26 protein-coding genes are annotated in these 24,957 nt (G+C 59.8%); 9 read left to right on the forward strand and 17 right to left on the reverse strand.

The genetic code is table 11. The features are described from left to right. Positions 1 to 103 precede the first annotated feature (103 nt). Complete coding sequence (locus tag QMX86_RS08685) at positions 104 to 1,057, reverse strand: LysR family transcriptional regulator (RefSeq protein WP_282384965.1); 954 nt, start codon at positions 1,055 to 1,057, stop codon at positions 104 to 106. Between the two features lie 101 nt (positions 1,058 to 1,158). On the opposite strand from QMX86_RS08685, the gene QMX86_RS08690 reads away from it, so the two are divergent. Continuing rightward, the gene (locus QMX86_RS08690) at positions 1,159 to 1,899 is read left to right on the forward strand and encodes an SDR family oxidoreductase (protein ID WP_110645769.1); all 741 of its coding nucleotides are present in this window, start codon (positions 1,159 to 1,161) and stop codon (positions 1,897 to 1,899) included. A 28-nt stretch (positions 1,900 to 1,927) separates the two neighbouring features. After that, positions 1,928 to 3,010 (forward strand): alkene reductase, encoded by a 1,083-nt coding sequence (locus QMX86_RS08695; protein ID WP_282384964.1) that lies wholly within the window; start codon positions 1,928 to 1,930, stop codon positions 3,008 to 3,010. Positions 3,011 to 3,139: 129 nt separating this feature from the next. On the opposite strand, the gene QMX86_RS08700 is transcribed toward QMX86_RS08695, so the two are convergent. The 6 genes from QMX86_RS08700 to xylA all read right to left on the reverse strand — a co-directional run bounded on the left by QMX86_RS08700 (position 3,140) and on the right by xylA (position 11,039). After that, complete coding sequence (locus QMX86_RS08700; protein ID WP_282384962.1) at positions 3,140 to 4,501, reverse strand: cytosine permease; 1,362 nt, start codon at positions 4,499 to 4,501, stop codon at positions 3,140 to 3,142. A 13-nt stretch (positions 4,502 to 4,514) separates the two neighbouring features. After that, positions 4,515 to 5,189, reverse strand: coding sequence for an isochorismatase family cysteine hydrolase (locus tag QMX86_RS08705; RefSeq protein ID WP_282384960.1), 675 nt, complete (start codon positions 5,187 to 5,189; stop codon positions 4,515 to 4,517). 524 nt (positions 5,190 to 5,713) lie between these two features. Further along, complete coding sequence (locus tag QMX86_RS08710; protein WP_016774325.1) at positions 5,714 to 6,850, reverse strand: sugar ABC transporter permease; 1,137 nt, start codon at positions 6,848 to 6,850, stop codon at positions 5,714 to 5,716. Then, positions 6,851 to 8,407 carry a D-xylose ABC transporter ATP-binding protein gene (xylG, locus tag QMX86_RS08715; protein WP_110599153.1) on the reverse strand — a complete coding sequence of 519 codons (1,557 nt, stop codon included), beginning with the start codon at positions 8,405 to 8,407 and terminating at the stop codon, positions 6,851 to 6,853. A 166-nt stretch (positions 8,408 to 8,573) separates the two neighbouring features. Continuing rightward, positions 8,574 to 9,575 (reverse strand): D-xylose ABC transporter substrate-binding protein, encoded by a 1,002-nt coding sequence (xylF, locus tag QMX86_RS08720; RefSeq protein WP_110645764.1) that lies wholly within the window; start codon positions 9,573 to 9,575, stop codon positions 8,574 to 8,576. A gap of 147 nt (positions 9,576 to 9,722) precedes the next feature. Next, positions 9,723 to 11,039, reverse strand: coding sequence for a xylose isomerase (gene xylA, locus QMX86_RS08725; RefSeq protein ID WP_110599155.1), 1,317 nt, complete (start codon positions 11,037 to 11,039; stop codon positions 9,723 to 9,725). Positions 11,040 to 11,214: 175 nt separating this feature from the next. Between xylA and QMX86_RS08730 the strand changes: the two genes are divergently transcribed. Continuing rightward, positions 11,215 to 12,390 carry a DNA-binding transcriptional regulator gene (locus tag QMX86_RS08730; protein ID WP_042610203.1) on the forward strand — a complete coding sequence of 392 codons (1,176 nt, stop codon included), beginning with the start codon at positions 11,215 to 11,217 and terminating at the stop codon, positions 12,388 to 12,390. Between the two features lie 12 nt (positions 12,391 to 12,402). On the opposite strand, the gene QMX86_RS08735 is transcribed toward QMX86_RS08730, so the two are convergent. Beyond that, positions 12,403 to 13,569 carry an MFS transporter gene (locus tag QMX86_RS08735; RefSeq protein ID WP_041480537.1) on the reverse strand — a complete coding sequence of 389 codons (1,167 nt, stop codon included), beginning with the start codon at positions 13,567 to 13,569 and terminating at the stop codon, positions 12,403 to 12,405. A gap of 95 nt (positions 13,570 to 13,664) precedes the next feature. Between QMX86_RS08735 and QMX86_RS08740 the strand changes: the two genes are divergently transcribed. After that, entirely contained in the window at positions 13,665 to 14,558 is an 894-nt protein-coding gene (locus QMX86_RS08740) for a LysR family transcriptional regulator (protein ID WP_282382285.1), read from the forward strand. Positions 14,559 to 14,660: 102 nt separating this feature from the next. Then, complete coding sequence (locus tag QMX86_RS08745) at positions 14,661 to 15,050, forward strand: hypothetical protein (RefSeq protein WP_073475065.1); 390 nt, start codon at positions 14,661 to 14,663, stop codon at positions 15,048 to 15,050. 112 nt (positions 15,051 to 15,162) lie between these two features. Here the strand turns inward: QMX86_RS08745 and QMX86_RS08750 are convergent, their stop codons facing one another. Beyond that, positions 15,163 to 15,678 (reverse strand): hypothetical protein, encoded by a 516-nt coding sequence (locus QMX86_RS08750; RefSeq protein ID WP_039759025.1) that lies wholly within the window; start codon positions 15,676 to 15,678, stop codon positions 15,163 to 15,165. A gap of 73 nt (positions 15,679 to 15,751) precedes the next feature. Then, entirely contained in the window at positions 15,752 to 16,702 is a 951-nt protein-coding gene (locus QMX86_RS08755; RefSeq protein ID WP_282382279.1) for an aromatic alcohol reductase, read from the reverse strand. 93 nt (positions 16,703 to 16,795) lie between these two features. Here QMX86_RS08755 and QMX86_RS08760 point away from each other — a divergent pair, with 93 nt between their 5' ends. Continuing rightward, a complete protein-coding gene (locus QMX86_RS08760; RefSeq protein WP_073475060.1) occupies positions 16,796 to 17,254 on the forward strand; it encodes a helix-turn-helix domain-containing protein in 459 nt (152 codons plus the stop codon). Between the two features lie 11 nt (positions 17,255 to 17,265). On the opposite strand, the gene QMX86_RS08765 is transcribed toward QMX86_RS08760, so the two are convergent. From QMX86_RS08765 to QMX86_RS08785, 5 genes are all read right to left on the reverse strand, one after another. Then, positions 17,266 to 17,679: a PaaI family thioesterase gene (locus QMX86_RS08765; protein WP_073475057.1), complete on the reverse strand. Its 414-nt coding sequence runs from the start codon at positions 17,677 to 17,679 to the stop codon at positions 17,266 to 17,268. A gap of 131 nt (positions 17,680 to 17,810) precedes the next feature. Further along, on the reverse strand, positions 17,811 to 18,440 hold the full coding sequence (locus QMX86_RS08770; protein ID WP_282382265.1) for a DUF3885 domain-containing protein: 630 nt from the start codon (positions 18,438 to 18,440) through the stop codon (positions 17,811 to 17,813). A 48-nt stretch (positions 18,441 to 18,488) separates the two neighbouring features. After that, positions 18,489 to 19,430, reverse strand: coding sequence for an AraC family transcriptional regulator (locus QMX86_RS08775; protein WP_282382262.1), 942 nt, complete (start codon positions 19,428 to 19,430; stop codon positions 18,489 to 18,491). 231 nt (positions 19,431 to 19,661) lie between these two features. Further along, positions 19,662 to 20,486 carry an oxidoreductase gene (locus QMX86_RS08780; protein ID WP_282382260.1) on the reverse strand — a complete coding sequence of 275 codons (825 nt, stop codon included), beginning with the start codon at positions 20,484 to 20,486 and terminating at the stop codon, positions 19,662 to 19,664. Between the two features lie 188 nt (positions 20,487 to 20,674). Continuing rightward, entirely contained in the window at positions 20,675 to 21,007 is a 333-nt protein-coding gene (locus tag QMX86_RS08785) for a hypothetical protein (protein ID WP_110645751.1), read from the reverse strand. A 210-nt stretch (positions 21,008 to 21,217) separates the two neighbouring features. Here QMX86_RS08785 and QMX86_RS08790 point away from each other — a divergent pair, with 210 nt between their 5' ends. Together QMX86_RS08790 and QMX86_RS08795 are read left to right on the forward strand one after the other, a co-directional pair. Further along, the gene (locus QMX86_RS08790) at positions 21,218 to 21,604 is read left to right on the forward strand and encodes a MerR family transcriptional regulator (RefSeq protein WP_016774345.1); all 387 of its coding nucleotides are present in this window, start codon (positions 21,218 to 21,220) and stop codon (positions 21,602 to 21,604) included. 76 nt (positions 21,605 to 21,680) lie between these two features. After that, positions 21,681 to 22,067: a carboxymuconolactone decarboxylase family protein gene (locus QMX86_RS08795; RefSeq protein ID WP_038861560.1), complete on the forward strand. Its 387-nt coding sequence runs from the start codon at positions 21,681 to 21,683 to the stop codon at positions 22,065 to 22,067. A 37-nt stretch (positions 22,068 to 22,104) separates the two neighbouring features. Here the strand turns inward: QMX86_RS08795 and QMX86_RS08800 are convergent, their stop codons facing one another. Continuing rightward, positions 22,105 to 23,019: a LysR family transcriptional regulator gene (locus tag QMX86_RS08800; protein ID WP_282382255.1), complete on the reverse strand. Its 915-nt coding sequence runs from the start codon at positions 23,017 to 23,019 to the stop codon at positions 22,105 to 22,107. Between the two features lie 156 nt (positions 23,020 to 23,175). Between QMX86_RS08800 and QMX86_RS08805 the strand changes: the two genes are divergently transcribed. After that, entirely contained in the window at positions 23,176 to 24,186 is a 1,011-nt protein-coding gene (locus QMX86_RS08805; protein WP_282382252.1) for an NAD(P)-dependent alcohol dehydrogenase, read from the forward strand. A gap of 48 nt (positions 24,187 to 24,234) precedes the next feature. Here the strand turns inward: QMX86_RS08805 and QMX86_RS08810 are convergent, their stop codons facing one another. Then, positions 24,235 to 24,930 (reverse strand): glutathione S-transferase, encoded by a 696-nt coding sequence (locus QMX86_RS08810; RefSeq protein ID WP_282382249.1) that lies wholly within the window; start codon positions 24,928 to 24,930, stop codon positions 24,235 to 24,237. Positions 24,931 to 24,957 lie beyond the last annotated feature (27 nt).

Consider the following 24,957-nt stretch of genomic DNA (forward strand, 5'->3'; position numbering starts at 1 on the left):
TTTGCCGGGGAATTGGCGAGAAAGGGTAAAACACCAACGAAAGGTCGAACTCTGATCCGCGCATTGAGCTCTGGCATGATGCATCCAGCCGAGCGAGCTCCCTTCAATGTTTCACCGCATTCTCGATGACCTGATCCCATGGCGGCGTGGCGGGGAACAGTTCAAGCAGGAACGCCGTGAACGCTTTGACATTCGGGCTACCGCGACGGCTCTCCGGCCACAACGCGGTAATGGCGAAGCGTTCGACGGTGAACTGTGGCAGCACCGGGACCAGTTCGCCCCGACGAACATACGCCGCCGCGACGTAGTGCGGCGAAATACCGATGCCGCCGCCGCCGGCAGCCAGCACCGCCGCGACCGCATCGCTGGCATCAACGGTGAAGGCCGCGTCGGGTGCCAGTTCCAACTGTCTGTCTCCGGCCAGATACGGCCAGCGCAAAGTCTGCCCGGTGCTTTGATAGCGGAAATTCACGCACTCGTGCTCGGCGAGATCCTCGGCCGTAAGCGGAGTACCCTTGCGCTGCAAATAGTCCGGCGAGGCAAACGCACCGATTCGATGTGGCCCAAGCGGCCGAGAGATGAGACGTGAGTCGGCAAGATTGCCAACCCGAACCGCGACATCAATGCCTTGCTCGATGAGGTCGGCATATTGATCGCCGAGCCGCAGATCGACCGTCACATTTGGATATTGCTCGCGAAACCTCGGCAGGGCTGGCGCGAGGATATTCAATCCGATGGGCAACGGCGCTGTGACTTTCAATACCCCCGAAGGCTCGGCGCGGGAGGCGACGGCGGCCTGATCGATGTCTTCGACTTCGCGCAGAATCCGCAGCGCCCGTTCGTAAAGATCACGGCCTTCCGGGGTGAGTACCAGCGAGCGGGTGGTGCGGGTAAACAGCATAAGCCCGAAATGCTCTTCGAGTCGTTGCACGCTTTTACTGATGGCCGACGGCGACACCGACAATGCTCGAGCGGCAGCCGTGTAGCTGCCCAGCGAAGCCGCGCGTGCAAAGGCGATAAGCCCGGTTAAACGATCCAATCCAATTTGTGCCTTCATGGCACTAGTAAAGCGACTTTCGGCCTAATTATCAATGTGGCTTCCAAACCGTAGTCTTTGCCCATCGAACGCCATTCAGGTGTTCCAGACGGAGACTCAGCATGAACATCAGCCAAAACCTGCCATCCACACTCAACGACAAAACCGTGGTCATTTTCGGCGGCACTTCCGGCATTGGCCTTGCCGCTGCGGTGCAAGCGAAAGCCGCCGGCGCCAAGGTCATCGTCATCGGTTCGAACGCCGCACGTGCCGAGCAGGCCGCCAGCGAACATGGGCTCGATGGCTGGCGCGCGGCCGACGTGACTGATAGTCAGGCTCTCGAAACTGCCTTGGCCGATATCCCTAAGGTCGATCACCTCGTTCTGCTCGCCGGCTCGTTTGTGGCTGGCACCGTGCTCGCGGCTGATCTCGATTATCTGCACCGCGCGTTCGATGAACGCATCTGGGCATCGATCAATGCGATTCGGGTTCTTGGCGACAGGCTGGCAAGAGACGGCTCGATCACGTTTATCTCCGGCTCTCTGGCTGATCGCCCGAATGCCTACGGCACCGCCGTGCTCGCCGCCGCCTCGGCAGCGATGGAAGCACTGGCTCGCGGTCTGGCTCTGGAATTGGCACCCGTGCGGGTCAACACGCTGTCGCCCGGCCCGATCAACACCCCGATTCTCGGCAAGGCACTGGGCGAGGGGCGTGATGCGTTCGTCGCTTCTCTTGAGCAGGTGCTGCCCCTGCATCGCCTCGGCACAGCCGCAGAGGCGGGTGCGGCAGCGGTGTTCCTGATGAGCAACACCTTCATGAACGGCGCCGTACTAAACATCGACGGCGGCGCACGCCTGGTTTGACCCACCCCACTTTTTTGAGAGCCTGAACATGACATCGTTATTCGATTCCCTGCGCCTCGGCGCGCTCGATTTGCCCAACCGTATCCTGATGGCGCCGATGACCCGGGCGCGCGGTACCCGTGAGCACGTCCCGACCGAGATGATGGTCGAGTATTACCGCCAGCGCGCCAGCGCCGGCCTGATCATTTCCGAAGCGATCGGCATCAGCCAGCAAGGTCTGGGCTGGCCGTACGCGACGGGCATCTGGTCGGCCGAACAGGTCGCCGGCTGGCGTAAGGTCACCGACGCAGTGCATGGCGCTGGTGGCCGGATCATCGCGCAGCTGTGGCACATGGGCCGGGTCGTGCACCCGAGTTTCCTTGGCGGCGGCCAGCCGGTTTCCGCATCGGTCACCACCGCGCCGGGGCAGGCGCATACGTATGCAGGCAAGCAGCCGTATACCCCGGCGCGCGCGTTACCGCTGGAAGAAATCCCCGCATTGCTGGAAGACTTTCGACAGGCGACCCGCAATGCAATCGAGGCGGGTTTCGATGGCGTGCAGATCCACGCCGCCAACGGTTATCTGATCGACCAGTTTCTGCGCGACAGTGACAATTTCCGCAGCGATGCCTATGGCGGTTCGGTCGACAACCGCATCCGCTTGCTTAAGGAAGTGACCGAGGCGGTCGCCGAAGTCATCGGCGCCGACCGCACCGGCGTGCGCTTGACCCCAAGCAGCTATGAACAGAGCATCCGCGACAGTGATCCCGAAACACTGTTCATCCGCGCCGCCGAAGTGCTGTCATTGATCGGCATTGCTCATCTGGAAGTCCGCGAACCGCCGCTGGACGGCACCTTCGGCAAGTCCGAACGACCACCGCTGGCCGGGGCGATCCGCGAACTGTTCAAAGGCGTGCTGATCCTCAATTCGGATTACGGTTTCGCCAGGGCTCAAGCGCAACTGGATGCCGGATTCGCCGATGCGATTGCGTTTGGACGGCCGTTTATTGCCAATCCAGATTTGCCGCTGCGATTCGCTCGGCAGTTGCCATTGGTGGAAAGCGAAATGAGCACGTGGTTCAGCCAGGGCAGGGAAGGGTATGTGGATTATCCGGGGCTGGATGGCATTTGAATTGAGCGTCAGTGCCAGTCGCCAAGGCAGTGCATGCCTTGGCGCGCTGGTCCGAAGGGGGGCTGACGTCTGCGCTGACAGACCTCAGCCCCTATCTCCGGGTATGGAAAGCAGATCTGCTCTGCTCAGTCAGACTCCCGTTGCCTTGATCAACAGCGAACCGCGCCGGCGCATGAGGGCGTAGTAAGCGCACGCAGGGCACAGCAAGCCAACGGCCCACGCCAGGTCGACGCCTTGCAGGCTGGTGGCAACAGGCCCGACGTACATCGAGGTGTTCATGAACGGAATTTCCAGAGCAATGGTGCAAAGGAATACTGCGATTGCTGTCCAGTTCACCCGACCGTAGATGCCTGCCGGATCGAAGATGTCGGCAATCCGGTAAACGCCTTTGCGCAGCGCGTAGTAATCGACAAGATTGATCGCCGTCCAGGGGATCAGAAAGTAGCTCATGAAAAAGATGAAATTCAGGAAGAACTGTAGAAAGTCGTCCTGCGCCAGAGTGCATAAACCGGTAGCGGTCGTGCAGATGATCAGCAGGAATCCCGCACGTACAGACGGGGTGATTTTGAGCGCAGAGAAAGGCTCGATCATCGTGACCGTCGACATGAAAGCGCCATACAGGTTGAACACGTTGATGGCGATCTGGCCGTAAAGCACGAATGCCACCATCAGCAGGGTGCCTCCTCCGAGCAGGCCTATCAGATGCAGCCCGACGTTATCGGAGAACCCCACCATGCCCTTGGCCAGTACGGCGCCTAACAACATCATCCAGCTTCCACCGATCACGGTACCGGCATAGCTGTACCAGAACACTTGGCGGGTGGATGTGGCGCTCGGCAAATAGCGAGAGTAGTCCGCCACGTAAGGTGCGTAGGACAATTGCCAAGTGACCGCGATGCTGACGGAGGCGAGGAAGCTGACCAGATTGAAACCCTGCGCGGTCCATTGGCCGGTCTCTATCGGCAGCGCGAGGGCGAGCAGGGTGGCGATGCCGAACACCGCAATCGAAATCAGCGAAAGCAGCTTCTGCACGCGATGAATCAATTGGTAGCCGAACAGCGCGACCAGGAAGCATGCCGCGCCCAGCAGAGCGATGTTGCCAGCGGTGCTCAACGGGCTCAGGTCGCTCACCGCCTGAGCAGCCAACAGCGTGTTGCTGACGAAAAAGCCCAAGTAAATAAGCATGACGAACAGCAGCGGGACGATGGCGCCGAAAACCCCGAATTGTGCCCGGCTCTGGATCATCTGCGGAATACCCAGTCTCGGCCCCTGCGCGGAGTGCGAAGCCATGAAGATTGCACCAATCAGCGAACCGATAAGAATCGATAGCGCACTCCAGAAAAGATTGAGTCCCAGGCTGATGGGCAACACTCCAGCCGCTACCGTGGTGATGTTGGCGTTGGCACCAAACCAGACGAAGAACAGGGAACGTGGCCGACCGTGACGCTCGCTCTCAGGGATAAAGTCGATGCTGCGTTTTTCAACTTTCATGTCTGTTCTCCGTTCAGTAGGCGTCGACGAGGCGGCGTTGAAAGCGCGCTACGACTTGTGGGAATTCATCTGGCTGGAAGGCGAGGTGATCGGGTTCGGCGGTTCGAAGCGATGTTGCCGGCTCGTTGTTCCAGCGTCTCGACAACTGCTCGGTGGTGAAGAGCTCCAGCCCGTATAGCCAGTTGGAAAGGATGAACAGTGCCGAGTAATGCGCTCCCTCTGTAGTCGCGCTACAGGCGTCAGCGACAAGGCTGATCTGGAAGTCGTGCTGATAGGCGTCGAACAGACTGCTCATGACACACACATCCGTCAGCACGCCGATGACCACCAGTTGCTTGATGCCTCGGCGGTTGAGCATCTGAGCCAAACGGGTGCCGTGGAAGGCGCTGTAGCGGCGTTTATCGATGACGACGTCAGCGTCTCGAGGCGCCAGGGCGTCAATGATCTCGATCGCAGATGTGCCGGCGCGGTAAGTCGTTGGCCTGCCTTGGTCGTCTACCGGTTCGCCCAGCGCCAGATCGCGGCCCGGAGCGTCGTTGACATGGCGGGTGTAGAAAATCGGGATGTGCAACTGGCGAGCGCGATCGATCAGGGATGCGGCGTTATCGACCAGTTGATCGAAGCGTTCGAGCGGGAAGCCATCTTCCTTTTGCATATCGATCACAAGCAAGGCGGTGTCTTGGTTCATCAGGTTTGTTCCGGATGCAGAGCGCCGGGCGAGCCGGAGGGACTCACCAGGAAACTCGGTAATGACGGTGCGCAGCGATCCGCCAAGGCGGAAACTGCGAGAGATCGAGAGAGACTCTCGTGGGGAGGTGTTACCTGACTATCTGCCAGAAACCGTTTTGCTTCGCGCTCACGCAGGATGGCAGCCGCGGCAGCACGATGGAGGACGAAGAGCGGAATCGACGGAGATAACGCGCCATGGCTGCACACGGCAACGCACACGCCGCGCTTGAAGAGCGGGTGTGAGCGTCGCCGAATTGTGCGGAGGATACAGGCATGGCCATAGACCTTGAGCGCGATATGCACTGGAGGAGCAAGATACGGGCCAAGCTGTGCAAGGCCCTCGAAGCCATTGAGCCAGAGCGGACCAAGCGTTTGAAACAGCGTTTTTTGGTATCTGGTATTCCATAATATTGTGTTACGTAGCGTAGCAGCGGCTTGCGTTCTTGCTCCCTTTTGAAGCAGATCCCTCCAGGTTTGCCGCGATCAACGCCGCGCCGTGCGCGTACTCACATCCACCCAGACCGCCAACACCAGAATGCTGCCCTTGACGATCATCTGCCAGTAGCTATCCACGTCGAGCATGGACATGCCGTTATCGAGGCTGGTGATCACCAGCGCGCCGAGGAGGGCGCCGTAGACGGTGCCGGAGCCGCCGCGCATGGAGGTGCCACCGATGAAGCAGGCGGCGATGGCGTCAAGCTCGCCCATGCTGCCGGCGGACGGTGAGCCGGCCGCGAGGCGTGCGGTGTTGACCACGCCGGCGAGTGCGCACATCACGCCCATGATGCCGAAGATCCACAGCTTGACCGCCTGCACATTGATGCCCGACAGACGCGTTGCTTCCATGTTGCTGCCGACCGAATAGACCCGGCGGCCGAACACGGTCTGGCTGGTGACGTAGCTGAACACGCCGAGCAGAATCAGCAACAGCAGCACCGGCACGGGAATGCCGTCATAGCTGTTGAGGGTCTGGACGAAACCGGCCAGCACCGCGCCGATCACCAGCACGCGCACAACATCACGCACCAGCGAATGCGCCGCCAGGCCATGCAGGGCGCGATTGCGTCGTTGTTTCCAGGTCAGGAACACCGTCAGCACAAACAGCAGCACACCCAGGCCAGTGCCGATCGCGTGGGGCAGATATCCCTGGCCGACGTAGACCAGCTCCGGCGATACCGGGGCGATGGTGGTGCCGCCGGTGATCCCCAGCAAAATCCCGCGAAACGCCAACATGCCGCCCAGGCCGACGATAAAGGACGGGATGCGCAAGTACGCCGCCATGTAGCCGTTGGCGAGGCCGATCATCAGGCCGCACAGGGCGACCAGACTCAGATTCGCCAGCAGCGGAATGTGATAGACCACGTCGAGTATCGCCGCGAGGCCGCCAAGCAAACCGAGCAATGAGCCCACCGACAAATCGATCTCGCCGCTGATGATCACCAGCACCATGCCGCAGGCGAGGATGCCGGTGATCGACATCTGCCGCAGCAGGTTGGAAAGGTTGCGCGGGGTGAGGAAACCGCCTTCGGTCTGCCAGCTGAAGAACAGCCAGATCAGCACCACGGCGAATACCAGCGCGAGCATTTTGTAGCGGGTGAACAGTTGTTTGACCTGATTCATTTACGCGGTTTTCCGATCATTATTGTTATGGCTGCCCGGCTGGCTGAGGGCGGCGGCGAGTACCTGTTCCTGGGTCAGCTCGTGGTTGACGAAATCGCCGCGCAACTGGCCTTCGCCGATCACCAGCACGCGGTCGGAGACGCCGAGTACTTCGGCCAGTTCCGACGAAACCATGATGATCGACACGCCTTCGGCGGCCAGCGCGCCCATCAACTTGTAGATCTCGTACTTGGCGCCGACGTCCACGCCTCGGGTCGGCTCGTCGAGAATCAGTACGCGCGGTTTGGCCAGCAGCATTTTCGCCAGCACGGCTTTCTGCTGATTGCCGCCCGACAGGCTGGTGATCGGCAGGGAGGGACTTGCGGTCTTCAGATGCAGACGGGAGATTTCCCGGTCGATGCAGCCCAGCTCGGCTTCGGCATCGATGCGGGTCATTTTCGAATAGCTCTCGAGCACGGCGAGGGTGATGTTCTGACCGACACCGAGATCCGGAATGATGCCCTGGCGCTTGCGATCTTCGGGCACCAGGCACAGGCCGGCGCGGATCGCTTTCAGCGGCGTGCGCGTGTCGATCGGTCGGCCGTCCAGCCAGACTTCGCCCTCGTGGCGGCCGGGGTAAGCGCCGAACAGAGCGGTGACCAGTTCGGTGCGGCCGGCTCCGACCAGCCCGGCAATGCCGAGAATCTCGCCGCGCTTGAGGCTGAAGGAGATGTCGTCGACCCGTTTGCGCTTGGGGTTGTCGACGTCGTAGCAAGTAATGTGGCGCGCCTCGAAAATCACCTCGCCAATCTCATGCGGCTCGCTGGGGTAGAGGTTGCTCATTTCGCGCCCGACCATCTGCGTGATGATCTGTGGAATGTCCATGTCGGCCATGGCGGTGGTGGCGATGTGTTTGCCGTCGCGGATCACCGAAATGGTGTCGCACACGGCGGCGACTTCATCGAGTTTGTGCGAGATGTAGACGCAGGCGACGCCCTTGGCTTTGAGGTCGCGGATGATGTCCAGCAGCACTTCGATTTCCGAGCGGCTCAGGGCCGAGGAGGGCTCGTCGAGAATCAGCAGACGCGCCTGTTTGTTCAGGGCCTTGGCGATTTCTACCAGTTGCTGGTAGCCGCCGCCGTACTGCGAAACCGGCAGCGACACGTTCATGTCCGGCACTTTCAATTCACGCATCAACGCTTCGGCACGGTGGATCATCGCCGGGTAGTTCATGCGCCCGCCCGGCAGCGTCAGCTCATGGCCCATGAAGATGTTTTCCGCCACCGACAGATCCGGAACCAGGGTCAGTTCCTGATGGATGATGACGATGCCGGCGGCCTCGGTTTCGCTGATCGATTGCGCCCGGAGCGGTTGCCCGTCCCAGAGGATTTCACCGTCCCACGTGCCATGGGGATAGACCGCCGAAAGGATCTTCATCAGCGTCGACTTGCCGGCACCATTCTCGCCGCACAGGCCCACGCATTCACCGGGCCGGACCTTGATGTCGATGCCGTTGAGCGCTTTGACACCGCCGAAGGTTTTGACGATGCCGTTCATTTGCAGCAGATAGTCGGACATGGAAAAGGCTCGTATACCAGGGACCTGAACACCAAAGAGCCCTTGTGGGAGCGAGCTTGCTCGCGAAAGCGTCAGTTCAAGCAATGCATCGCTGACTGATACACCGCCTTCGCGAGCAAGCTCGCTCCCACAGGGTTCTTTGCATAACCAAAGATTTGGGCTCTGGTTATTTCCCGGCAATCTGCGCCTTGGTGTAGAAGCCGTCCTGCTCGAGCAAGTCGATGTTGTCCTTGGTCAACGGCGTTGGCGTGAGCAGGATGGTGTCGACTTTCTTGCTGCCGTTGTCGTACTGCGAGGTGTAGGCGGGTTTCTCGTTGCGTGCCAGTTGCACCGAGAGCTTGGCCGCTTCGGAGGCGATGAGTTTCAGCGGTTTGTACACGGTCATGGTTTGCGTGCCGGCGATCACGCGTTTGACGGCTGCGAGGTCGGCGTCCTGACCGGAAATCGGCACCTTGCCGGCCAGTTGCTGCGCGGCCAATGCCTGGATGGCGCCGCCAGCGGTAGCGTCGTTGGAGGCGACGATGCCGTCGATTTTGTTGTTGTTACGGGTCAGGGCGTTTTCAACGATGCTCAGCGCTTCGGTCGGGTTCCATTCCTTGACCCACTGCTGGCCGACGATCTTGATATCGCCCTTGTCGATGGCCGGTTGCAGCACTTTCATCTGGCCTTCACGGAGGATCTTGGCGTTGTTGTCGGTGGGCGCGCCACCCAGCAAGAAGTAATTGCCCTTGGGCGCCGCTTTCAGCACGCCGCCGGCCTGCATCTCGCCGACCTTTTCGTTATCGAAGGAGATATAGGCGTCGACATCGGCGTTGAGAATCAGCCGGTCGTAAGACACCACTTTGATTCCGGCTTTCTTCGCCTCGGCCACGGCGTTGGTCAGCACTGTTGCGTTGAACGGCACGATGACGATTACGTCGACGCCGCGAGAGATGAGGTTTTCGATCTGCGAAATCTGCTTCTGCTCGTTGGCGTCGGCCGATTGCACGAAGACTTTGGCGTCCATTTTTTCCGCCGCCGCGACGAAGTAATCGCGATCGCGCGACCAGCGTTCCAGACGCAGATCGTCAATGGAGAAACCGATTTTCGGGTGGGTAGCGTCGGCCATTACCGGCAGGGCCAACAACGCCAGGGCACTGGCCAACAGCGTACGTTTCAAGTTCTTCATGGTGGTGCGTCCTTTTATTTTTGTTGGAAAGACACGGCCTGACGATGAATCGGGCTGGTAGAACTGTAGAGAATCTGCCGACGCAGCAGGCACAGAATTGTCGTGCAATTGTCACAGCGTCGTTGCGTCGGCAGCCTCCCTTGGCGATCAGCGATACAGGTAACGGTTGACGATGTTTTCGAGCATTTCCTGGCGGCCGCTGACGGCTTGCGGGTTCAGTTCGTTGGTGAACGCGTGCTCGGCCAGCGACTCAAGATTGAAGTCTCCTGCCATCACCGCTTGCCCGAACGGCTGACGCCAGCCGGCGTAGCGTTGATCCTTGAGCACTTGCAGTTGATCGTTCTCAACCATCGCGGCGGCGCGTTCCAACGACAAGGCAAGAACGTCCATGGCGCCGACGTGGCCGTGGAACAGGTCGATCTCGTCGAGGCTCTGCCGGCGCACCTTGGAGTCGAAATTGAAACCGCCATTCTTGAAACCGCCGGCCTTGAGGATTTCATAGGTCGCCAGGGTCATTTCTTCGACGCTGTTGGGGAACTGGTCGGTGTCCCAGCCGTTCTGCGGATCGCCACGGTTGGCGTCGATGCTGCCGAAAATTCCCAGCGAGGCGGCCGTGGCGATTTCGTGATGAAAGCTGTGGCCGGCCAGGGTCGCGTGGTTGGCCTCGATGTTGACCTTGATTTCCTTCTCCAGCCCGTACTGCTGAAGGAAGCCGAACACCGTGGCGCTGTCGTAATCGTACTGGTGCTTGGTCGGCTCCTGCGGCTTGGGCTCGATCAGCAGGTCACCGGTGAAACCGATCTTGTGCTTGTGCTCGACCACCATGCGCATAAAGCGCCCGAGTTGTTCGCGCTCACGTTTCAGGTCGGTATTGAGCAGGGTTTCGTAGCCCTCACGACCGCCCCACAGCACGTAGTTGGAGCCTTTGAGGCGATGGGTGGCGTTCATTGCGCTGAACACTTGCGCAGCGGCGCAGGCGAACACTTCCGGATCGGGATTGCTCGCGGCACCGGCGGCAAAACGTGGATTGCTGAAGCAGTTGGCAGTGCCCCAGAGCAACTTGATGCCGCTTTGTTCCTGATGCTGTTCGAGGCGGTCGACCATTTGCGCGAAGTGTTCGCGGTACTCCTTCAGCGAGTTGCCTTCGGGGGCGACGTCCGTGTCGTGAAAGCAGTAGTAATCGATGCCCAGTTTGCTGAAGAACTCGAATGCGGCTTGAGCCTTGCCGATAGCCAGTTCCATCGGTTCGCCACTGCGTTGCCACGGGCGTTTGAAGGTGCCGGCACCGAACACATCGGAGCCCGGCCAGACGAAGGTGTGCCAGTAGCAGGCGGCCATGCGCAGGTGTTCACGCATGGGTTTGCCGAGGATCAGCTTGTCGGCGTCGTAGTGGCGGAAAGCGAGGGGCGAATCACTGTTCGGGCCTTCGTAGCGAACCGGCTCGATATTGGGGAAATACTGCATGGACCTTGTCCTTGTTGTTCTTGGCGGTGTCTCGATACTAGCAACGGCCCCGTGCCCGCTGATTATGAAAAGCCTCAACTGCGAGTGCGATTTTGCGTATTGAGCTTCAGCGCGCGCAGGCCTAGTCTGTGTCCATCGTCGCCGTGACATGGCGGCCCGGAACAGCCTAAAAACAATGAAAAGCCTACCGCCCGTGCACCGCATCGCCCTGTTGTTCAACGGCAGCAAGATCTACGACCGTGGAATCATCAGCGGCATCGGCAACTACCTGAGCAGCACCCGCGCTTCCTGGGACCTGTTTCTGGAAGAGGACTTTCTCTGCCGCTTGAAAGGCATCGAGCGCTGGCAGGGTGACGGGATCATTGCCGACTTCGATGATCCGCTGATTGGCGAGGCGCTGGCCGACATTCATTTGCCGGTGGTGGCGGTGGGCGGTTCCTACGAGGATGCACGCGCTTATCCAAAAGCGATTCCCTACGTTGCCACTGACAACAACGCATTGATCACCCTGGCTTACTCGCATCTGGTCGAGGCGGGGTTGCAGCGCTTTGCCTGTTTCAGCCTGCCGCAAGCGCAGGCCAATCGCTGGGCGCAGGAGCGGGAAAAAGCCTTTCGCAAACTGATGCAGCGCGACGGCCTGCACGCCGAGATCTATCGCGGCATGGGCACCAGCGCGCCGCTGTGGGACAGCGCCGTCGAACAACTGATCGCCTGGCTGCACAGCCTGCCCAAACCGATCGGCATCATCGCCGTCAGCGACGCCCGTGCCCGGCAGTTGCTGCAAGCCTGCCTGACCGCCGGCATTGCCGTGCCGGAGCAGGTCGCGCTGATCGGCATCGACAATGACCCGCTGACCCGCAGCCTGACTCGCGTACCGCTGAGTTCGGTGATTCAGGGCACCGAAACCATGGGCCGCACCGCTGCGCAATTGCTGCACCAGATGCTCCACGGCATGCCGTCCACCGGTACGCAAATCCTGATTCCGCCGGACGCGGTCAACGTGCAGGTGTCGAGCCTGCACCAACCGCTGGGCAATCCGTACGTCATGCAAGCGCTGCTGTTCATCCGCCAATATGCCTGCCAGGGCATCAAGACCGCGCAAGTGGCGGCGTATGTCGGCGTGTCGCGTTCATCGCTGGAAGCGCATTTCCGCGCCGAGCGCGGTTGCAGCGTGCATGACGAGATTCTGCGTTTCAAACTGGCGGCGGCTACCAGCGGTTTGAAGAACACCGATGCGGCGATTGCCGACATTGCCCAGGCCTGCGGCTTCAAGTCTGCGCAATATCTGCACACGGTGTTCCGTCGCGAGTTCGGCTGCACGCCCCGCGAATATCAGCAGGGCGGGGCGTAGCGCTGCGAAGACTTACGCCAGCGCAGCGGCACTGGCTCTGGAGCGCCAGGCGAACGTCAGCACCATCAGCAGGCCCAGACCAGCCATGGCCGCGCCGGCCAAGGAAATCGCTGGATAACCCAGCCCGGCATTGATCACCGCGCCACCCAGCGCCGCGCCGATCGCGTTGCCGAAATTGAACGCACCGATGTTCACCGCCGAAGCCAGATTCGGCGCGTCCTTGGCCGCTTCCATCACGCGCATCTGCAGCGGCGGCACCAAAGCGAAGCTGGCGATACCCCAGATCAGAATGGCGACGGCGGCCGGCAGCGGCCAGCGCATCAGCACCGTGAACGCCAGCAACACCACAATCAATGCGCTCAGCGACACGATCAGGGTGCGGTCGATCGAACGGTCGGCAGCCTTGCCACCCCACATGTTGCCCAGCGTCAAACCGATTCCGAACAACACCAGCATGGCGGTGATGAACGCGGCAGAGGCATGGGTCTCGCTGCTGAGAATCGGCGCGATGTAAGTGAATACGGTGAACATCGCACTCGAGCCGACCACGGTCAGGGCCAGCGCGGCCAACACCGGACCTCTGCCCAATACCCGTATTTCTGCCAGCGCACCCGCGCCTTGCTCTGCTTTCAGATTGGGCAGGGCGAACCACAAGGCGATCATGGTCAGCACACCGAGGCCGGTAATGCCCCAGAACGCCGTGCGCCAGCCAAACAGCTCACCAAACCAGGCTGCCAGCGGCACACCGCCGATAGTCGCCAACGTCAGGCCCATGAACATTGCCGCCACGGCGCCGGCACGTTTTTCCGGCGCGACCACGCTAGCGGCGACCACAGAGCCCACTCCGAAGAATGCGCCGTGATTGAGCGAGGTGATCACTCGGGCGACCATCAGGCTGGAGTAATCGGTGGCCAGCGCCGACATCAGGTTACCCAGGGTGAAAATCGCCATCAGCCCGATCAGCAGATAGCGCCGCGGGATCTTGCCAGTGGTCAGGGTCATCAGCGGCGCGCCGAGCAGCACGCCCAAGGCGTAGGCACTGACCAGCAACCCCGCAGCGGGAATGGAAACGCCGAGATCGGCGGCGATGCCGGGCAACATGCCCATCGGCGCGAACTCGGTCACGCCGATGCCAAAGGCGCCGACAGCGAGTGCAACAAGTGGTGGATTGATACGCATGGAAAGTCTCCTCATCTATGCCGCCAATGCTACGATCCATCGTTTTCAGGCGGTAGATGGCGATTTTGGCAATCACCTTTGCGTAAGAGGCACGAATGGACTTCAACGGCAGATCAGGGGAAATGAGCGTGTTCGTCACCGTGGCGCAGGAGGGCAGCCTCTCAGCGGCTGCGCGTGCGCTGGGGCTGACGCCTTCGGCGGTCAGTCGGATCATCGCCCGCGCTGAACAGCGACTCGGCACTCGTCTGTTGCTGCGCACCACCCGCGCGCTGACGTTTACCGCCGAGGGCGCGGCCTTCCTGCGCGGTGCCCGGCGGATTCTGGCCGACATGGACGAAGTGGAAGGGGCCATCACCGATCAAGGCGTACCCAAGGGCCGCTTGCGTGTCAGTGCCGCCCTTGGCCATGGACGGCTGACCATTGTGCCGCTGGTCGCAGCCTTCACCGCCCGTTACCCGAACATCGTCGTCGACCTCAGCCTCGGCGACGAAGTCGTCGACATCCTCGCCGGCCAGGCGGACGTCGCCATACGCTTCGGCCATCTGCCCGACAGCCCGTTGACCGCACGCCGGCTCGGCCACACCGGCCAGGTCGTGGTCGCATCGTCCGATTACCTGAAACGCCACGGCACACCTCTCGAACCGGAAGACCTGCTCAAGCACAATTGCCTGCGCTTCAACTTCCGCCGCGCCGAAGCCAACTGGCCGTTTATCCGCGACGACAAGGAGTTCTCGCTGAAAGTCAGCGGCAACATCGAATGCAGCAGCGGCGAAGCACTGGCCCAGTTCGCCAGACTCGGCGCAGGCGTTGCACGGATTGGCGAGTTCACCGTCAGGGAAGACTTGCAGCGCGGCGCGCTGATCCCGCTGCTGCAAGCGTTCAACCCGGGCGATGAGGAGCCGATTCATGCGGTGTTCGTCGGCGGCGCGGCGATGCCGGTGCGGGTGCGCTTGTTTGTGGATTTTTTGCTGGAGCAGCATCGGATGTAAGAGGTGGCGTCTTTTCATCGGATCTGATTCTGTGCACGCAAATGCAATCATATTGCTATCATTTGCAGCTCTTCATTTTCAGTCTGAATACAGTGAGTACCGATGTTCGTGAAAACGCTGAATGGGTTGCTTGTCTTATTGGTTTGCGGCGTACTGGGCGCTTGCGGAAAAACAGACCGTTTTGCCGACGGCTGGGATCAAGGCGGCAACCTGCATGACGTGAGTCTGCGCGAGTGGGCCTTTGCAACCGATGCCAACCGGCTTGCCAGTGCTGCCGATTTTGTCCGGGAATTTATTCCGGCGTTGCCAGCAGTGTCTTTGCCGCTTGCGAGCGCCCTGGTTGAGAAGTGCCTGACCGAGAGTGCGTATATAGCCGCTATCGAGGAGATTGGGGTGCGAAGCAGAATTGAACCCTGTATTGAATATGCTCAACAAACCGCCCAGAGCCTCGCGCAGGAATATGCCAAGCGCCAGGGTGTTTCCAGCCAGTAAACGGTCGCCAGCGAAGTATTGTCGAGTGTCGGCTCCCAGCTACAAAGGGCCACCGCAGAATGATGGACCAAAATGTTCTTTACTGGGCGCCGAGCGAGGCAGGTTGTTGTTTTCACTCGACGAATCTGAGGCATGCAAAAGCGGTTTTGATACGCAGTTGCTTGATGGGTTCGATGCTTTCCTGAGATCCGATTTTTTTGACTACGCCCAGGCCGCAGTATTGTTGATTGAAGGTGAAGATCGGGAGAAGGCCAGCCTTGGGTTCAGTCCAGTAGCCCGACTTCAACGTATAGCTGGCCCCAGCCTGAGGGGTGAAAGAGAAGGGTATCTGGCAAAACTTTCCACCAACTGTTTGCCGGTAAGTCAAAACCAGCTCTTTGTCGACAGCTACCGGCGATTGGATAAAACCCTCGGTATAGGGCAAAGGCGTGAAGCCCGCGTAACATCCCGATTCGTTGAAGGTCATCGCATCGAGGTTAGTGCCGCTTTCATATTTAAGCCTGACCGTCGCCGAGGGTTCATCCTGCCGGGGAAATTGATACTGTTTACCCTGAAACAGTGAAGTACAACCGCTCAGTGCCAATGCTCCAGCCAAAAGCGTCAAGCCAAATCTGCCATTCCCGTACATGTACTGCTCCTGGATACCATCGGACTTTTTCAAAAGCAGATGATACCGAAAAGTGGCCACATGCTACTAAGCTTTACGAGGTTTCAGACAGCCCAAGATTTTCCCTCGCCCACTGCTCAGCCGTCGTGGCCTGAATCGCCCGCTGCTCATTGAACGTGCCCGCTTTCGGCCACGCCACACCTCGACCTTGGGCAAACACCGCGCGGTATTTTTTGATGTGGTGAGTGGGGTCTTTTTCCAGTTCCTCCATCAGGTGTGGCACTGTCCAGACGTTACGCTTGAAGGGCCGTCCGAGCACGCGTTCGAGAAGGCCCGCGACCTGTTCATAGGTCAGCGTGTCGCCCGACAGATACACGATCTCGTTGCGAAAACGCGGTTCGAAGAAAACGATTTCTGCAGTCAGTTTGCCGATGTCGTCCGGGGTCGTCAGCGTCACGCCGGTGTCCAGGCTGCCCAGGGCGTTAACGGTGTCGTTGTCGAAATCAACGACTTCAAACACCGGCTCGAAGAGGAAACTGGTAAACATGCCGGTCGAGATGATCACCCATTCGGTTTTGTCCTGCGCGCGCAGCAGTTCGCGCACGTCGAGCTGAGCATCGAACAGATCCTGCGGACTGCCCCGGCCGATCACTTCGAAGTCCACGCCAAACTGCCAGGGAAAGTAGCGTTTGATGCCCGACTTGAGCGCAGCGGTCGCCAGCTTCATCGGCGTCTCGCGACCAGCGACCATGCCGGCGCAGCCGATGACGATATCGAAAGGTGCGAAGACTTCGCCCAGTTTGTCGATCGAATCGTTGACCAGATCTGCCGCCACCATCTGCACGCCGAGACTGCGCAGTTCATCGATTTCGGCTTTCTTTGCCGACACCTGACTGTAGATCGTCGAGGCCCTGAGCAGGACGCTGATCGTGCTGCCGGGCGAGCGCTTTGCCACTCGCGCAAGGTTGCGCAAAACCGGCAGGCCGAGCTCGCCTGCGCCCAGGACAAGAATGGATTGCGGGGAAGGGTGGTTCGATTCGGTCATGATGTCTCCTGAGATCTGCATGTAAGATCGGCAAATGCTGGCACGATCGGGCAGCACTCAGAAGAAGGCACACGCGTGATACCAGGTGAAGAAATGACCGATCAGCAAGCGCTCAGTGAGGCAGAAGCAATCTGCCAGACGCTCAGACGAGACGATGATGGCGTGCGCCGCGAAGTGCTTTCGCACGCCGGTAGTCGCTGGTCTTTGGGCATCCTGCATGCCTTGGGTGTGTACGGCACGATGCGTCACGCCGAGATCAAACGGCAGATGACCGGCGTGACTCAGCGCATGTTGACCAAAACCCTGCGTGCGCTGGAACGCGACGGCCTGCTGACCCGGCGCGAGCTCGACCAGGTGCCGCCACACGTCGAGTACGAGCTGACGCCATTGGGCATGGGCTTGCTGGTGCGGATGTCGCCGATCTGGACTTGGGTGGTGGAAAACGTCGAGGGTTTCCGCCAAGCGCGACGCACGTTCGATAGCCAGATCGGCAAGAAACCCTCATGGCAAATTCCTGTTCCAGCGCGGGATGATTCTGAAGCGTCAGACTGAGGTTTCGCGCTTCAGCTCAGCGGCACCGCGAACACGGCACTGGCGCGCGCAACCGTTCGCTCACCGACGTGCAGACTGACGCCAGCAAACGCCAGTTGGCGGCCCTTTTTGGAGTGTTCAAGACGCACTTCGAGCCACTCGTTGATTTGCACTGCACCGAGATAATCCAGGGTCATGCTCGCCGTGATCAACGGCTGCGGCGGATCGCTGGAGAAGGCCATGGCGTAGCCCATGCCCACGTCCGCTAGCGTCGCTAAAACACCACCATGCAAAGTGCCGCGACCATTGGCATGCCGTGAGTCGGTCAGTAAACCCAATTCCAAGTGCAGCCCCTGACCCCTAGCGTAGATCGGGCCGAGCAGATCCAGCAACGGACTGCTGCGGGTGAATGGAGTGAAACCTTCGGGAATGGCCGTGGTGTTCATGATCCCATCCTGATGCAGGTGGCTGACCTGTTTGATTAGGCGAGGAAACACAGAAGGGGGCAAGCACTATGCGGATGGGGAATTTGCTGCGATAAGTGCTGTACACGGAACTGACCAACGATAGCGTTCACCTAACGTTTAAGCCTGCCGAATGTGGCTTCCATCGCTGCCCGGTCATGGTCGAGCAACCAGGCATGATGTCGTTGATAAAGCTGCAAAAGTAGTTCGGTGTTGGCTCCAACCACGTCCATACCTCTGTCGTCATAGGGAAAGACCATGACTCGCTTGGGCAGATTGAACAGGTAGACAGCACAGTTCGCACGCGGTTGGATAGCACCGAAGTCCTTGGCCAATGCGCACCAGAGTAATGCTTGAATGCTCGCCACAGACGCTTCGAAGGCGACGTTGACCCAGTATTCCGGTTCTTCCTCGGTGAACCATTCCTCGTTGTCTATTTCTTCGCTCCAGATGCACAGCGCTGATGGAGTATCGATGCCAGCAGATTTAAGGGCGCGAAGAGTGCTGCGGTGGGCGAATCGATTGCGACCGGAATGAATGCGCAGGCATGCGACAAACGATGCGTCCCCTTGGAAAATGTCGCCGCAGATGGTTATGGATTTGCGCATAGCGGTCAGGAATTGCTCGATCATTCCGCCCGTTTCGGAGAGTTCGAAACGCAATCCTCCCGGCCAGGAATAGAAAAGCGGACGGGCGAATGCCTGGGGTCCAAATGCTTTTTCGATCTCAGCTCTCAGATTCACTTTCTTCCCTTCAATGTGGATTTCTGTTTGTTCAAGACGCGGATGAAGTCAGTGCGAAGACACAAACGGCGAAGCAGTCGTCGGTGCCGGCAGCGCATAGGCCTGTTTCATCCACGCCACTTCCGCCAGGGGTGTGCGGCCGAAGAGGCGTTTGAAGTCGCGGCTGAATTGCGAGGCGCTTTCGTAGCCGACCAGAAATGCAGTTTTTGCCGCAGTCAGGTCGTTACGCAGCATCAGCAATCGCGCCTGGTGTAGCCGCGTCGACTTCAGATACTGCATCGGCGAGGAATCGGTAACCTTGCGAAAGTGCAGATGAAAATTCGGCACGCTCATTTGCGCTTCCTCTGCCAGGGTTTCTACGTCGAGATGTAGCTGATAGCAACTGTGGATCTTGTGGATGGCGCGGGTCACTTTGCCGAACTGGCCTTGTTGGGCGATGGCGGCGCGCAGGGTGCCACCTTGTTCGCCGGTGAGGATACGGTAGTAGAGTTCGCGCAGCATCGCCGGGCCGAGGATTTGCGCGTCGGCATCGTCGCTCATCACTTCAAGAAAACGCAGGGTTGACCGGCGTAGCGGTTCGTCGAGCGGCGAGGCGTACATGCCCATCGGCTGCGCTGTAGGGAAATCCCACCGCTCATCCACTTGCTGAATCAGCTCGCCGGCCAGGGCGAAATCCAGACGCACGTACACCGCGAGCATTGGCTCGGTTTCGCTGGCATCGGTTTCCATGGTGAAGGGTACCGGCACCGACACCACCAGATAATGCTGAGCGTCGTAGACGTAGACTTCATCGCCGAGATAACCGCGTTTACGCCCCTGACAAAGGATCACGATGCCCGGTTCGTACAACACCGGCGTGCGGGTCAGCGGTCGGTTGGAACGCAGGAAACGCACATCGTCCAGCGGGCTCAGGTTGTAACCTTCCAGCGGGGCGAGCTGGCTCATTAGCTGGACCATGCGCGCTGTGATGGGGTCTTTCGGTTTCGGCATGGGCTGTGGGTTTCCTTGTGAAAAGGCGGGTTTGAACGTGTCTGGCTGATTGGCGGGGTGTCAGACAGAGCCCTCACCCTAGCCCTCTCCCAGAGGGAGAGGGGACTGACCGTGGTGCTTTCTGGTACTACGCCGACCTGTAATATCGTGCCGAACGCGGGGGTTGAATCCACCCGCGATCGGCTCCCTCGCCCTCCGGGAGACGGCTGGGGTGAGGGTGCTTTTGATCTTTCAGCCATCCGTCGAACGACTGAGCGCTTGCCATTGCTCAATACTCTCCGCCGTCTGCTGCAACTTGTCACGCACCAACGCCAGCGCATCACTACCCAACAGCAGATGAGCGGGCGGGTTTGGACTGTCGATGATCGTCAGCATGACCCGTGCAGCTTTTTGCGGATCGCCCAGCTGATGGCCACTTTTCTCCTCCCGGGCCTTGCGCACCGGATCGAAGCTTGCGTCGTAGTCACTGATGCTACGCGGCGTGCGTTGCATCGAGCGGCCTGCCCAGTCGGTGCGAAATGACCCCGGCGCCACAGCGGTGACAAAAATATTGAAGGGCGCAAGCTCCTTGCTCAAGGTGTCGGAGATGCCCTCCAGAGCGAACTTGCTGCCGCAGTAATAAGCGATCCCCGGCATGGTGATGTAGCCACCCATGGAGGTGATATTGAGAATATGCCCCGCGCGGCGCTGGCGGAAATACGGGACGAAAGCCCTGGTCACCGCCACCGCGCCGAATACGTTGACGTCGAACTGGCGGCGCATTTCCTGCAGCGATGACTCTTCGAAAATCCCCTCATGGCCATAACCTGCGTTATTGACCAGCACGTCCACCGGGCCGTGACGATCCTCCACAGCCGCAACCACCCCATCGATGGCATCGAACTCGGTAACGTCCAAAACCACTCCATGCGCGCGCTCGGGCGACAGCGCTTCGAAGGCTGCCAGAGCGGATTCACTGCGCACTGTGCCGATAATCCTGTGACCTTGAGCGAGCGCTTCCTTGGCCAGCGTCTGGCCGAAGCCGCTGCTGACACCGGTGATGAAAAGAGTCTTCATGGATCTGTACTCCAGCAGGCAATTGGAGAGGCCATGCTAGGGCGGATAACGCTGGCGGACGATGCCGAATCGGATCGAAGTATTGCCTGTTCCTATCAACAGGGTTTTCGATCAGGTCTTGCCTCAAAAACGGAAAAGTCCTGCAGGTCTCAAACCCGCAGGACTTTTCCTGTCTCGGCAACACGCGCTTATGCTGCGCGACGGCCGGGTGTACGGTCCGATCCATCAGCGGCGAGCGCCTCACCCAGTGGGGTGCGGTCTGAGCCGTCGGCAGCGATGGCCTGGCCTTGTGGGGTCTTGTCATAGCCGTCTTCAACCAGGCCTTGTTCCTCGAGGCGGTTGCGGCCGTTTTCCGCCAGAGCCTGGCCCTGCGGCGTACGTTCCGAGCCATCGGCAGCAACAGTCTGCTGTGGTTCGCTGACCTGGGTGAAGAAACGATCTTCCTGATTGCTCGGTACGGCGAATGCGCTGGCGCTGAGGGCGAAGGTGGCGATAGCGATCAGTTGGCTTACAGTTTTCATGGCGGTGACTCCGGTCAAAATTTCGATTGAGGTCCGGGTCGTTCAGATCAGTCTCTGGTTAACCCGTTGCAGTGGTGTGTTCTGCATGGGTTCAGATTAGGGGGCAGGGCGGTGTCGGCGTTAAGCGGATACTGTCGGCGATTTGCCTGATTCTGCTCGATGGAAAATAGCCATTGACTTAGAGCGCACTCAAACCTTTACGGTGATGACATGAATCCAGAACTGACAATTTCAAAGTTGGCCAAGCGCCTTGATTTGAGCGCTCACACGATCCGCTATTACGAGCGCATCGGGCTGTTCGACCCGGTTGGGCGCGGTGGCAATGGCCACCGGGTGTACGCCGAGAAGGATGTGCTGTGGGCCGAGTTTCTGCTCCGGCTGAAGGCGACCGGAATGCCGATCCAGCAAATGCTGCGGTATGCCGAACTGCGCCGTTCAGGCGACTCGACCCTGGCAGAACGCCGCGAACTTCTCGAGCAGCATCGCCGGGACGTGCAAGCGCAGATCAGCCAGTTGAGCCAGTCCCTGGAGGTTCTGGATAACAAGATTCAGATCTATCACCAACTCGAGCAAAAGGAGCATCACCATGATCCGTAAACTTCCCGGTCTCAATCGTTTGCTGTCCGCCACACTTATTGGTGCAAGCGTGACCAGTGTCGCAGCGCCCGTGGAGATGACTGATCGTCGAGCGCGCGGAGAAGCCGCTCTGACGCAGATTACTGGCGGACCTGGTCAGGCAGTGGTTGATTCATTGAAGGATACTGCTCCAGAACTTGCGGACTGGATTCTGAGCTTTGCCTACGGCGATGTCTTTGCCCGCCCCGGCCTCGACCACTGCACTCGTGAGCTGGCAACCGTTGCGGCACTGACCGCACTGGGCAACGCACAGCCACAACTGAAAGTGCATATCGGCGGCGCCCTGAACGTCGGGTGCACACCGGAGGCGGTGGTCGATGTGATCTTGCAAATGACCGTATACGCAGGATTTCCCAGCGCCTTGAACGGTATAACGGCTGCGCGTGAAGTCTTTGCTGCTCGCGGGATCAGTGTTAAGTCCTAGGTGCGCACGCTGCAGAAACTGCGCGATAAAGCCAGATTCAACCTTCCACCCACCCCGCGTACAAGTGCACAAACCGCACCTGCAACCATTCGATAAACACCTGCACCTGCGCCGGCAAATGCGTGCGGCTCGGGTACAGCAGCGATACCGGCCGAGGCAGCGGGCGCAGCGGTTGCAGAATCTCTACCAATGCTCCGTTAGCCAGATGCTCGGCGACCGCGATGCCCGGCGCCTGGATAATGCCGAAGCCCGACACGCCACACTGCACGTAGGCGTTCGACTCCGTGACGGTAATGCCTTTGCGGCTGACGTAGGTTTTCTGTTTGCCCTCATCTGAAAACTGCCAGGGCAGAGTGCGGTTGTTCTGGCCCGAGAGAAAGTTCACGCCTTGATGGTTCGCCAGATCTCCAAGCGTTTCCGGCGTGCCGTGCTCGCGCAGGTATTCGGGCGCGGCGCAAGTGACCATGGTCGCCAGGGCGATAGGGCGGGCGATCAGGGTTGAGTCGGGTAGCTCGCCGATGCGCAGCGCGCAGTCGATGCCTTCGCCGACCAGATCAACCGCGCGATCGGTGACGCCCAGCACCATGTCGATGCCGGGGTAGGTGGCCGTGAATTCGCGCAAGCTTTTGATGAATTCCAGCTGCGCGAACGCAGTGGGTATGTCGATGCGCAGGCGGCCGGACAGCGTGGCTCCGGTGCGATCGAACATCGTGGTGGCGGCGGTGATCTCGGCGAGGATTTCCTGTACCCGCTGATAGAAAAGTTCACCCTCGGCGGTGAGTGCGACTTTCCTCGTAGTGCGCTGGAACAGGCGCACGCCCAGCGATGTTTCCAGTTCCTGAATATAGCGAGTGACCTGCGGCCGGCCGATGTCCAGCGACTCAGCGGCTTTGGTGAAGCTGCCTAGCTCCGCCAGTCGGGCGAACAGGCGCATCGATTGCAGTAATTCCATGACTTCTCGGCAGGTTTCAGCGTATGGATTTATTGCCTGAGGATAGAACAATCATGTCTTTTTCCAAGCATTTATTGCGCTGCTGTAAAAGCCAATCATGGTTCCAAGGCAAACCTGCTGAGGGTTTGCGGCCAATAACGCATTTGGAGACTCACCATGAAAGCGTGGTTACTGAAAGATTTCGGGCTCGACAATCTGCAACTCGGCGAGACGCCAACGCCGCAGCCCAAGGCTGGCGAGCTGTTGGTCAAGGTCGGCGCGGTCTCGCTGAATTTTCGCGACAAGGCCATCGTTGACGGCATCTATGAGCCGCACATGGTGCCAAAACCGTTGATTCCGGTCAGCGATGCCGTCGGCACGGTGGTTGCGATCGGCGACGGCGTGACACGCTTCAAGGTCGGCGACCGAGTCAATTCGCATCTGTACTCGCGCTGGCTTGACGGAGAGCCGGGGCCGAACGAGCCGGATTATTGCTTCGGTTCGCCGCTGCCCGGTGGCCTCGCCGAGTACATGATCATTCATCAGGACAGCGCCGTCGGCGCGCCGGCCAACATGAGCGATGAAGAGGCGGCGACGCTGCCAATCGCCGCACTCACCGCGTGGTACGCGCTGGTGGATTTCGGCGCTATTCAACCGGGGCAGACCGTGTTGGTACAGGGCACCGGCGGCGTATCGATCTTCGCCGTGCAGATCGCCACCGCGCTGGGCGCCAAAGTCATCGCAACCTCAAGCAGCGATGAAAACCTGCACGCGGTAAAACGTCTGGGCGCGGTCGCCGGTATCAACTACCGCAGCACGCCGAACTGGGCGGACGAGGTGCTGAAACTCACCGAGGGCAAGGGTGTGGATCTGCTGCTTGATGTGGCGGGAGGCAATGGCATCAATCAGTCGGTAGCAGCGACCAAGGCCTCGGGGCGGATTGCGCAGATCGGCTTTCTGACAGGGCAGACTGTCGAGCTGAACCTGATGCCGCTGATCTTCCGCCAGACCACCATTCGCGGCATCGCGGTGGCACCGCGTTCATCGTTCGACCGGATGAATGTGTTCCTCGCCGAGCACGACATTCGGCCGGTGATCGACCATGTGTATCCGTTCGAACAGGCGCGCGAGGCCTATGAGCATTTGGCGAAAGGGGCGTTTGGCAAGGTTGTGATCAAGGTAGGCTGACAACGAAAAAGGCGCCGATCAAGGCGCCTTTTTTGCTGGTCTGGTTTTTTACGGCTCGCCTCGCTCAACCATCGCGCGCCATTGCTGCACACTCGGACGTTGCTGCATGCGCGCGTGCCATTCGCGCAGTGCCGTGCAGTCTTCCGGGACTTCCAGCTCAACCAGCGCCGAGAAGATCATCCCGCCCAACACGGCGATGTCCGCCATGGAAAAACTGGTGCCGGCCACGAACGGCTGCTGACGCAGCAAGTTGTCGAAATAGCGCATGCCGCGCACAGCCTTGTCCCGCATGCGCATGCCCCATTCAGCGTTCTGGTACAGCTCCACTTCCGGGCCGAGTCCCGGGGTTGCATGGTGGAAATACACGCTGACGGCATCGAGAAATTCGATCTCGGCACGTTTGGTCAGCATGTGTATTCGTCCTTGCTCAATCGGTGTGCGGCCGGTGAGGACAGGGTTGCCATCGAGAACGTCCAGGTATTGCGTGATGGCCGTGCATTCGGCGAGCAGCGTGCCGTCTTTCAGCTCCAGCACTGGTAGCGTTCCGGAGTAGTTCAAGCGCAAGAACTCGGGGTTCTTGTGTTCGCCTTTCCACAGATTTACCGAGATGAATTCGGTGCGGGCCAATAGCGATTTTTCCGCCAGGGCGATGCGCACGCGGGCCGGGTAGGGGCCGTTGTACCAGTCGTAGATTTTCAATGCGGAAATGGAGTGAGCGTCGTTTTGAGTCGAGTTAGCGGTCATTTCAGTTGCCCTGCCTGTCAGTTGGTA

The sequence above is a fragment of the Pseudomonas sp. PS01270 genome (assembly GCF_029959775.1).
GTDB classification, from domain to species: Bacteria; Pseudomonadota; Gammaproteobacteria; order Pseudomonadales; family Pseudomonadaceae; genus Aquipseudomonas; species Aquipseudomonas atacamensis.